The organism is Photorhabdus sp. S10-54 (assembly GCF_963878145.1).
Lineage (GTDB): Bacteria > Pseudomonadota > Gammaproteobacteria > Enterobacterales > Enterobacteriaceae > Photorhabdus > Photorhabdus kayaii.
Genome location: NZ_CAWNXG010000042.1, coordinates 1 through 10,512 on the forward strand (window position 1 = coordinate 1; position 10,512 = coordinate 10,512).

Annotated in this window: 7 protein-coding genes and 2 pseudogenes; 6 read left to right on the forward strand and 3 right to left on the reverse strand. The window is 40.2% G+C overall.

Annotation, left to right across the window (positions count from 1 at the left end):
• Positions 1 to 135: 135 nt before the first annotated feature.
• From AACQ83_RS24710 to AACQ83_RS18715, 6 genes and pseudogenes are all read left to right on the forward strand, one after another.
• Positions 136 to 543, forward strand: a pseudogene (locus tag AACQ83_RS24710) (phage tail protein).
• The gene (locus tag AACQ83_RS18695) at positions 543 to 1,169 is read left to right on the forward strand and encodes a tail fiber assembly protein (RefSeq protein WP_112879118.1); all 627 of its coding nucleotides are present in this window, start codon (positions 543 to 545) and stop codon (positions 1,167 to 1,169) included. The pseudogene AACQ83_RS24710 and the gene AACQ83_RS18695 overlap by 1 nt, the downstream one beginning before the upstream one ends.
• 259 nt (positions 1,170 to 1,428) lie before the next feature.
• A pseudogene (locus AACQ83_RS18700) lies at positions 1,429 to 1,730 on the forward strand (ISNCY family transposase); the annotation flags it as partial.
• Between the two features lie 364 nt (positions 1,731 to 2,094).
• Positions 2,095 to 2,670 carry a DUF4158 domain-containing protein gene (locus AACQ83_RS18705; RefSeq protein WP_112879119.1) on the forward strand — a complete coding sequence of 192 codons (576 nt, stop codon included), beginning with the start codon at positions 2,095 to 2,097 and terminating at the stop codon, positions 2,668 to 2,670.
• The gene (locus AACQ83_RS18710; RefSeq protein WP_112879120.1) at positions 2,618 to 3,274 is read left to right on the forward strand and encodes an SGNH/GDSL hydrolase family protein; all 657 of its coding nucleotides are present in this window, start codon (positions 2,618 to 2,620) and stop codon (positions 3,272 to 3,274) included. The genes AACQ83_RS18705 and AACQ83_RS18710 overlap by 53 nt, the downstream gene beginning before the upstream one ends.
• 10 nt (positions 3,275 to 3,284) lie before the next feature.
• A complete protein-coding gene (locus AACQ83_RS18715; RefSeq protein WP_112879121.1) occupies positions 3,285 to 4,328 on the forward strand; it encodes an acyltransferase in 1,044 nt (347 codons plus the stop codon).
• A gap of 192 nt (positions 4,329 to 4,520) precedes the next feature.
• Here the strand turns inward: AACQ83_RS18715 and AACQ83_RS18720 are convergent, their stop codons facing one another.
• The 3 genes from AACQ83_RS18720 to AACQ83_RS18730 all read right to left on the reverse strand — a co-directional run bounded on the left by AACQ83_RS18720 (position 4,521) and on the right by AACQ83_RS18730 (position 10,488).
• Positions 4,521 to 5,555 (reverse strand): Txp40, insecticidal toxin (previously name A24tox), encoded by a 1,035-nt coding sequence (locus AACQ83_RS18720; protein ID WP_112879122.1) that lies wholly within the window; start codon positions 5,553 to 5,555, stop codon positions 4,521 to 4,523.
• Between the two features lie 677 nt (positions 5,556 to 6,232).
• On the reverse strand, positions 6,233 to 7,399 hold the full coding sequence (locus AACQ83_RS18725) for a cupin domain-containing protein (RefSeq protein ID WP_112879123.1): 1,167 nt from the start codon (positions 7,397 to 7,399) through the stop codon (positions 6,233 to 6,235).
• A 188-nt stretch (positions 7,400 to 7,587) separates the two neighbouring features.
• Entirely contained in the window at positions 7,588 to 10,488 is a 2,901-nt protein-coding gene (locus AACQ83_RS18730) for a salicylate synthase (protein ID WP_240000855.1), read from the reverse strand.
• Between the last annotated feature and the right edge of the window lie 24 nt (positions 10,489 to 10,512).

The following is a 10,512-nucleotide window of genomic DNA, read 5'->3' on the forward strand; positions in this document are numbered from 1 at the left end:
CGGTTACAGCAACTAATAACCCTTTATTTATTATTTTCAAATCACATTTATTGTGAGGTTTTGCTATGCAAAAAATTGGTGATATTACAAATACCGCAGATAAAAACGGTGAATTTACTAACGGCAACTGATGATATTAACGTCCCTGTCGGCGTCCCTATTCCATACCCCCACCGCTACACACCAGTTGGCTATCTTACGTGCAATGGTCAATCATTCGATAAGTCTTTATACCCAAAGCTAGCAGAAGCTTATCCTGCCGGCAGAGTACCCGATTTAAGGGGGCGAGTTTATCCGAGGTTGGGATGATAGCCGTGGTGTTGATCCTGGTCGGGTGTGTGGGTCGTGGCAAGCTGACGAGAATAAATCCCATAGCCATTTTTGCCAACGGGCAGGATGGCTGTTGGTGTTAATAGTTCCGCCAGTACATGGGTCGTTGTTGAAAACGATGTGTCATCGACGAAAGTATCGACATATGGGGCGGGAGGCAACGAAACCCGCCCCCGCAACGTTGCATTTAACTACATAGTGAGAGCAGCATAATGACAGAACAAAAGTACTCTTTAGAACACGAAACAGCCGTATTGGGTAAAGACGGATTGGCTATTCAAACAGGCTGGATAAAGGTTTATCACTCGAATCAGATAACGAGAGAATTCACAATTTCAGACATTGAGTATGTCATGCTCGGTGTCAATCTATCAGCCGGTGCTTATCCCGATGCGCCACAACTTCCAGATTCTCACGATAAAGCTGTTTGTCGCAGTGAAGACGGTAAGTGCTGGCAAATCCTCCCGGATTACCGTGGCAAAACAGCTTACGACACGTTAACTCGCGCTCCGACTGAAATTACTGAAATCGGTGAACTGCCGGATACGCTAACCTTCAAGAAACCTCCCACAGATTTCGATAAGTGGGATGGTAAAGAATGGGTAGTTGATAAAGACCTTCTCAAATCTCATCAGATTAATGAAGCGAAGCAACAACAAGCAGCACTGTTACAACAAGCAAATGAAACACTCTCATTGCTACAAGACTCTGTTGACTTAGAAGTTGCTACTGACTCAGAGAAAGCCGCTCTACTCGAATGGAAGAAATACAGAGTATTGCTTACGCGTGTAGATGTGAATCAAGCGCCTGATGTGCAGTGGCCGGAAGTGCCGAAGTAAAAGACATGTTACATGTTTGATGTTCACTGCCGTACAGGCAGAACGGAGCCGGAGATAATCCGGCTTTACGATCTCCTCCTCATCTCAGAACTGATCCCCGCATCTCCCGCTAATAGTATAAAATCAATCACTATGCTTCATATGAGTGCTTTTTCGGTTTGTACATATGTGTGTACATTCTGGTATTTTTTATTGGTTATTTTTTATTTAATTAATTGTTTTATATTAATATTTTAATTATTGAAGTATTTTTTTCTGGGATATGTTGGAATGGGTCCCCCAATTGGTGGAACTCTTGAATGGAAGGTATAATACAGTCGAGCAGCGCAATGTGGTGTTACGCTATATTTTACTAAATGGACATACTCTGGATCTCTCACACTTTGTCCATCAACTGATTGAACAATCTCCGGAGCATGAAACGAAAAAGGGCGCGAGCAAGGCCGAGAGGAAGGTAAACTGGAAACGGCTCGTGCCTTATTACGGCATGGCGTGAGTTTGGACATTATTGCCACCAGTACCGGACTGAGCCGGGATAAAATTGGAGCATTAAAGCATTAAATTAATCTTCTCTTTCATGGCAAAATGCCGATATTCAAGATCGGCATTTTTGTTATTAAACTCAGGTGGTCAGTAACTCAATATTATGTTTCAGATTCATTTTTCTCTTCAGCTAATTTATCAGGCACTTCTTTAGCAAACTAATTATCACTATCAGCATTTTTTAGTACCTGATCAATAATTTGTTTATGATCACCAATCCATATTTCTGTCATGAATGTGTACGATTAAAGGGGCATAAAAGGGGTTGATATCGTACTATTTATATGAGACAACTTCATTCGAGATCCAACCGCAGTGACGAAATTCATTTTTACTGTTCGGTCAGCGATCCTCATACGGACATGATTTGCATGGAATCAGGATGATGACTCATCATATAGACCAAACTGCCAATAAAAGTAAAAGACTCTCTGCCTTAACGGATGCGAAGCAATTCGCCCTGTATGCGCTTCCTGATTTTGATGAAGGCCTACAGTTGGAATTTCTGTCGCTGTCAGCAAGCGAACTGGAGCCTACTACAAACCGGTCGGCTCTGTATTCCCAAATTTACTGTGTCCTGCAAAGCGGTTATTTCAAAGTTAAACACGCTTTTTTCCGTTTCGCTTTGTCTGATGTGGAAAGCGATTATACATTTGTGATTAATCGCGACTTCCGTCATGCCGCCCCAGTTGCCAACCATGAGTATTACACTCAACGTAAACTAATCGCAGAATTGTTTGGATATTCTCTATGGTCTGAGAAATTTAGGCAGCAATTATCACAACGGCCTATCGCCAAATGTCTGAATACCACGCTATCGAAATGCCTGCGTCCGTTCCAGCGGACATTCGATACTGATAAAAAACCAGTCGGTCTGCATTTTATTTTTAGAAGGATAAAAGTAAATGTCTTATATTCAATCGCATTTGAAGGGAGGGTGTTGGTTTACCCTCGGTGACAGTATAACTGAAAGAGGGTGGTATCAACCAATAGTGACTAAAAATTTAGATCTAAAAGAATGGAAAAACTACGGAATAGGGGGAACATGCATAGCCCAAAAAGATAAAAATGACAATTCAGCCATGTGTTTAAGATATGAAAAAATGGAAAGCAATCCAGATATTATTACAATATGGGGAGGGGTAAATGATTTTGGATTTGACTTTGGCTCCAATGGAGGAGTGGAAATAGGTGATTATAAAGACAAAACCTCTTTAACATTTATTGGCGGCATGAAATTATTAATGACTGGAATTACCAAAAAATACCCATCAACGAGAATAGGGTTTATTATAACAACGCCAATATCAGTACAAAGAGGCATGAACAGTAAAAACGCCAAAGGGTATTACTTGTCTGACTATTGCAGCGTTTGTCGGGAAATCTGCGAAAAACACTCCATCCCATATCTGGATTTGTTAAAACAATCTGGATTCAATGAAGGCAATATCGATATTATGACCAGCAATAGCTTGGGCACAGTGTCCGATGGTTTGCATCCATCAAAACTAGGTATGACCAGGCTTGCCCCAAAAATTTCAAACTTCATTTTATCTATTTAAGAGACAAAAAATGAGAATATTAGCCATAGATTTATTAAAGATAGTTTCTATATTTTTCGTTGTAATTTCTCACGTTACTTTATTTTTCTTGTTGCGCGATGATAATGACGTGGTTTTGTATTTTCTTAGGCAGGCCGGTCAGTTGGGGGTCTCGTTGTTTTTTATGTGCAGTGGCTATTTCTTACTAAACAACAAGCATGAAAAGCAGGTGGATTACATCATTAATAAATCCAAAGGGATATTAACTGTATTGTTGTTTTGGCTTATATTTTATTATCTGTATGACACATATTTTATCAGTAAATTTACAACAGTGCCTACTATTAATTTTTTAAATTATGTTAATGTTAGTATAACCACATCAGATGCTACCCATTTATGGTTTATATTTGCAATTGTCTCTCTATATATATTAACACCACTAATGCGTAACACATTTAATGAAACAAATGCAAAGGGGATTAAGAAAATACTCGTTATAATGCTTATAATTTCTAATCTTACATTGCTGAATGCACTAACAGATTACAAATTCTCTTTTTCCCTAATCCCATTCAATATTTTGTTTCCGTTCCAATCTGAGGGTTTGATTAGTTTCTTGATAGGTGGATATATAGGGCTAACGAAACCTAAAATAAAGGCTTTTTCATGTAAGCATATAATATTTCTGGTATTTTTTATTATATCATTGATATCTTTATCAATCATTTCATCCAAGACGGGGATGACTTTCTTTTATGGGAAGTTTTATAATGTATTCCTTCAAGTTTCTTCGGTGTGCCTGTTTTTATTCTTGGTTAATTTGAATGTCAGAGAAATACCATTCTTAATAGATGACATTAGCAAGAATATACTAGGAATATATCTTGTTCACAATATTTTTGTTATTGAAATACATAACGAATTTATCCATAATTTCTTATTAAAAAAATTTAATTACATAAATATATATGTTTACATAATAGCCTATTCCTTGCTGGCTTTTATCCTGTCATATATATTATGCGCTTTGTTACGGAAATCAAAAATAACCTCAAAAATTATAACCCTATAACGTTATTGGCATGGAGAGCCGGTTTCTTCTAGCCATATTTTCTTGGTAGTAAAGTGTATTAGCTAAATGGAAGGCGTTTTACAATTATCACAGACCACAACAGTGGTTTGAAAGGTAAAACGCCTTATGAAACTCCCGTTGAAAAAATGAGAGCTTAAAAATGTTCTGTCAATCGAAGCCAGAGATCACACATCATATATTTTTATAATGAGTTCCAACACTATGAATCGTCATTGTACTGTCAGTGTTATTTAGATTGAAGGTTACCCTGTCTTTTTGGCTTAGCCTCACACTATATAAATTATTCGGCAGTTTTTCCAAGTTACTGCCGCTTGCTGTACCAATACTTTTTGCTGCTGTAAGTGGATCGTTACCCTTTTGCACCTCTTTTATAAATGAGCTATACTTTTGTTTTGCAGCACCTTCCATATTAGTAAATCCATTCTTGGATTTGTTATTTTTAAGTTCTTGTAAACTAACTCTCCATTTAGGCGGTTCTGTTGGGCCGGCCAAATAACCTATTCTGCCATCAGGTAATTTCTGCGGTGGTCGAAAGAAAGGTTTAGAAAGCTTTTTTCTCTCAATATAATTCTCTAATGATTTAGACTCTAATCCATTGTAAAAGTTTTTTGAAAAAATCCTCCTTCCTAAGGATGTCACAGCAGATAAGATAAATAAGAAATCAATTAATTTAAAAAATCTTGCGGCATTTGATTGTTGATTTTCCTCCAGTGGAATTTCCTGCGCAGAAAAAAAATATAGTGCCAATAATTTATCGTCATCTGAATAAGCACTCAATGGTTTATTTTCAAGATCAGGAATATTCCAAATATTTTGAGGATATTCACCTTCAAAATCCAGTTCATTCTTGTAAAAACCATCTGCCATATCTTTAGAAATTTGATCACCATTTTCACCTAATAGTGCAGATGAAAGATTAGACATATATTCTTGATAAATTATCTCAGCAGTCTCTTTATTCTTATAATAGTCACCAGGAAGATGAGATACATCATGAATACCACTTACAGCTAAAGCGTACGCTAATATTATTTTCTTAGCTCGATATTCAATTCCATGTGATGCAGTATAACCCTCATCTGTTTGCCTAAAGTTTAGTACACGTATTATATCTCCTGCTATTTGCTTTTCAACGGGTGGATATCCACTTCTATCATCAGGTGTTAATTGTATTAGACTAGAAGTTGTTACAGATTTTATATCCATTATATTTCTCCATCATGTTAGTGTTTATTGAACTATGAATCTTCTGGCAGATAGCTCCTAAATTTGTCGCTATTAATATAAATTGCAGCTTTAAATATAGGGTTTTCTCTGGCTCTTTAATCGTTAATTTCAATATAAAATTACTTTACATGATAATTATTAGCAAGATTTTATTTTCACATCTTATGTTGATATTTTTCTATTTAAATCATTACGTTAAGATTAGTTAAATAAATAATTTAATAAGTGAAATAAAAAAGAGAAAGCACTAAAGCCAAACGAACTTGGAGAATAGGATAACTTGATGTTAACAAAACGTTTTTAGATGGTCACGGCAGGTTGTATAAGTGTAAAATAATCATTAAACATGACAGGGAATAAAGCGCTTATTCTTTTAACCCTTGTCTGACCTAATTACCGATAAAAAGGTAGTTTTCGATTACCGAAAAAGGGAAACAAAAGTAACAAGAGAAAGTTAATCATGTGAAAAAATGATTAACCTGTAAAACGATTATCATTTACAAGATTCTATATTCTTTTAATTAAACTAACATATTAAGATCAACATCTATTTCTTTAATCATTTTTACTACTGCTAAATAAAGCCTCGTGTAAACGAGGCTATTTCTGATATACAAAGTCATATAGGTTTTCAATACACCACAAAGTGTAATATCTCAAGTCCTACGGCGCGATATGACTAGCTTATCCTTAGGACGGTCCACCCAATCGGAGGGATTATTGTTGAAGTTATCCGCAAGCAGATAAGACGGCGTTTTAGCTAACCAATCAGAAAGTGAAATATCTTGGTAGATACCGTTATCTAATACAATCAGTACCTTAAGATCATCATTGCCAATATTTTCGATATAGTGACCAAATCCCTGAGGAACGTAACCGACGTCGGTCGGCCCATATTTTGCAGTTTGTGCGTGTCCATGAGAACTAAACACGGTCATACGTCCTTTACCTGAAATGTAGTATTGCCACTCGTTGGCATTAGGATGCCAATGTAGCTCACGTACTGCGCCGGGTTTGATGATCTCAATGAGACCAGTGATAGTTGTAGAAATGGGAAATTCCTTCGATGATGCCCGATAAATACTCCCTGAGTCGTTCTCGAAGAAAGGTTTATTTTTCAAGAGTTCATAACGGTGGGTGAGTGGAGCATCGTTCAATCCGCCATCGTCAGCAGGTAGGGGAAGTTTTGGCGGGATAGCTCCACCGACGATGTAAGCTTCACCCTGTTTAATTTTAGAAAAAACGGATGCCGGCATGTTGACACTTTTCTCAAGCACTTCTTTCGGCATATGTGTTATCCAATCAGTGATGCTGAAAGTGCCAAATTCCGAGAAGTGCCCGTCATCAAAAGTCAGAATAAAATGTGCGCCATCTTCAAGCGCCTGAATGGAATGACCATGACCTTTGGGAAAATACCATACATCGCCGGGACCAAAATCAGCTACTTCACTTTTGCCCTCCGGATCGATAATGGTAATACGTGCATGGCCTTCAAGCATATATGCCCATTCAGCGGCAATAGCATGCCAATGAAGTTCACGCACACCACCCGGTTCAAGTAACATATCAACGCCCGCAATCCCTTCAGATATCGGGAATTGTTCTATCGTAGCTTCCCGCGCCCATCCATTTTCCAATACCCGTTTTTTACTATCTGTGAATTTATATTTATACAAACTTTTAGCATTTGTGGATGGTTTACTATTACCAGCGGCAATAGTATTGTGCTGTTCATCAGCAACAGCGGATTTAATCATACTACCCATACTAGCAGCCGCCGCGCCAATTGCGGATGCCCTCAAGATATCACGACGAGAAAACATATTTATTGCCTCCAAGTAAAATGGGCACCAGCAAGAATAGTTGCAAGCTGATATCTATTTGTTTGGTTTTTTTAAGTTACTGGTTGTCACAGAAGGAAAAATTAGAGGTGACTGATTAAGCATAGTAGAAAATGAGTCGTCTAGGGAAAACCAGAAACAATTCTGGTTTTCCCAGAGGTGTTATTACTTCATTTACTCTTTTTTCCGGGGTAGCGGCGAACGTATTTCATAATGCAGTCAAGTTTTTCACAAGTTTCCTGCCATTCTCTTTCTGGTTTTGAATCTCTGACCAACCCTGCGCCAGCCTGGAGCCAACAGCGCCCTTGATGCTGATAGAGAGAACGTAATACCAGCGCCGCATCTAGTTTACCTGAGCTATCTAATAACATGACACAACCGCTATAAAGCCGACGTGGTTCGCCTTCATAACGTGAAATTGCTTGTAAAGAAGGTTTTTTCGGTATCCCCGAAGCGGTGACTGCCGGGAACAGAGCGATGAACGCATCCCAACGATTTTTGTCTGTTTGTAGCAATCCTTTTACCCGTGATGCTAAATGTTGTACGGAACCCCGTTCACGAATCGCCATAAACTCTGATACACAAAGTGTGTCAGCCTGACAAATCGGTGCCAGTTCCTCTAATGCTAATTTAGCCGAAACAGCATGTTCAGAGATCTCCTTCGGGTCAGAAAGCAAATCTGCTCTCAACCGTCGATCTTGATCCTTGTCATGTGTCAATGCTCTGGTTCCGGCCAATGGTTGCGTGCTGACCCAACCTGAACCATCCGCTTCAACCACAGTTTCCGGGCTGAAACCATAAACAGAGAAATCTTCATCACGTAAGAAGAAGGAGCGGGCAGGTGTGTTAGCTTGGCGGCCTAACCAGTAACTGTGCGGCATATCAATATCCGAGCCAAGCTCAACCTGACGTGACAGGATCACTTTCTGGTAGTGGCCTGCGGCAATATCCTTAACCGCATTGGCGACGTTATCTTGATAACGTTTCGCCGCATCTGACGTATTGATAATTTCCATATCTTCTGTACATGAGAAAGCAGGTGTGCCTAATTGATCAGCCCGTCTGATTTTCTCCCTCAATATGGCGAGTTGACTCTCTTCGAGAGTTCGTATCAGAACCTGTCCTTGAGTTATGCGTAATTCATGCTGTGGAATAGTGATTTTTATTAACGCTTCGTTTTGTTGTGCTAATAGCAACCCATAGGTCATATGGGAGAATTCAAATAAAGTTCTTCCATAAGCCCGCCAATTCTGAATAGGAAGAGCATTGAGCGCCTGTTCAAGTTTTTGGCTTAACGTGTTGATATCGTATGGATGACGATTACCTTGTGGATCAATTAATTGTCCCGATGCATCTGCACTAATGGTTGCTGCACAGCCTATCCCAAGTGACCATTCACCTTTTGTTTCATAGAGCATATAAGGTTGTGCATCGTCGTCTGAAAGCAAATGTGTGATCAAATCTAACGGAGTGCTGGTAATAACAACAGTTTGTTCATGATATTGCTGCATTGGGCGACCATGTTCTGCTTGTGCCATCTGTACCAAGCGGCGTTTATCAATTTTTCCCACGGTGGTGAGTGGCCAATATGGGGCAAACAACCATTGGTCAGGAATTTTATGACGCTGAACCCCTTTCTGTTGTAGAAATGCCGCTATCTGCCCCGGTTCCGGTTGATTGCCGTTGTTAGGTAAACAGGCGCAGGTTCGTTCACCCAACAGTTCATCAGGCACAGAAATGACAACGGCATCATCAATGTTAGGGTGTTGCAGCAGCAAGGTCTCAACTTCTTGGGTCGAAATTTTCTCACCACTGCGGTTAATCTGCTCTTTAATTCTGCCCTCAACGATCAGGTTGCCATCTGAGGTCATACGAACCAGATCGCCGGTGCGATAGAACCCATCGGCGGTGAAAGCCACGGTATTATGCAGCTCTGCACGGTAATATCCCGTAATAGTGTAGGGACCACGTGTAATCAGTTCTCCTACCTCGCCGGGTACTACAGGTTGTAAATTGGTATCAACAATTTTGATCTCATCTTCTTCTGATAACGGACGCCCTTGGGTATTAATGATGACCTCGTGGGGATCATCCAATCGGGTATAACAGAGTAATCCTTCCGCTGTACCAAACACCTGCTGCAAAGGCCCAAGGCGTGCTATTACTTGCTCCGCTAGTTCTGGTGTCAACCTGCCACCACCCACTTGCAAACAGCGTAAGGATGAAAGATCGCTTTGTTCCCAGTCGCGAGCCTGTTCCCAGAGCCGAGCCAGAGCTGGTACTAATGCCAGATGGGTCACTTTGTGTTGCTCGATTAGCGGCATGGCCTCATCAAAACTGGCGGTATCACTCAGAAGGACACTTCCGCCCTGGGAAAGGGTGCCCAAAATACCGGGACTGCCTAGTGTGAAGTTATGTGCCACAGGCAATACGGCTAGATAAACACTTTCTGTATTTACCGTACACAGACGGGCTGACAGCACAAAATCATAGGTATAAGCATCGTGAGTACGGGGAATGAGTTTCGGTGTACCGGTTGTTCCGCCAGAAAGCAGCAATACAGCAATATCACCATAACTTGGGCCGGGAATATTTACCGGTTCATCATCAATGGATGCCAATGCGGTAAATTCTTCCGCTTCTCCATCAACAATAATGTGTTTTAGATCGGGGCAAGATGCCACAATTTCTCGTGCCATTTTTCGGTAGTCAAAATCATGGAAGCAATCAGGGATAATGTAAGCAACCGGGAGTGCAATCTGGCAAAGAGCATGAACATCATGAGTCCGCTGTGTCGGCATTAATAACACCGGATGAGCACCGAGCCTGAACAGGGCAAAACAGGTAACGACAAAGGAGATACGGTTAGGCAGTTGTACCATAACGTTATCCCCACGACGGATCCCACGACGAAATAGTCCGCTGGCCAATCTCTCTACGAATTGGTGCAATTCACGGTAAGTTAGTTGTTGTTCTTGATAGATCAGCGCTGTTTTATCACCCCAAATACCAGACCACCCGGCAAGTTGTTGGTCCAGCGTTTTGCCATTCCAAAGGTAGTCTGGCGCCATAGTAAGTGTTTTCCCTAGAATAGA

What these genes read in the sequence shown, in the direction of transcription:
- AACQ83_RS18710 (WP_112879120.1), top strand. Translation starts at nt 2,618, where the DNA reads ATGTCTTATATTCAATCGCATTTGAAGGGAGGGTGTTGGTTTACCCTC.
- AACQ83_RS18720 (WP_112879122.1), bottom strand. Translation starts at nt 5,555, where the DNA reads ATGGATATAAAATCTGTAACAACTTCTAGTCTAATACAATTAACACCT.
- AACQ83_RS18695 (WP_112879118.1), top strand. Translation starts at nt 543, where the DNA reads ATGACAGAACAAAAGTACTCTTTAGAACACGAAACAGCCGTATTGGGT.
- AACQ83_RS18730 (WP_240000855.1), bottom strand. Translation starts at nt 10,488, where the DNA reads ATGGCGCCAGACTACCTTTGGAATGGCAAAACGCTGGACCAACAACTT.
- AACQ83_RS18725 (WP_112879123.1), bottom strand. Translation starts at nt 7,399, where the DNA reads ATGTTTTCTCGTCGTGATATCTTGAGGGCATCCGCAATTGGCGCGGCG.
- AACQ83_RS18705 (WP_112879119.1), top strand. Translation starts at nt 2,095, where the DNA reads ATGATGACTCATCATATAGACCAAACTGCCAATAAAAGTAAAAGACTC.
- AACQ83_RS18715 (WP_112879121.1), top strand. Translation starts at nt 3,285, where the DNA reads ATGAGAATATTAGCCATAGATTTATTAAAGATAGTTTCTATATTTTTC.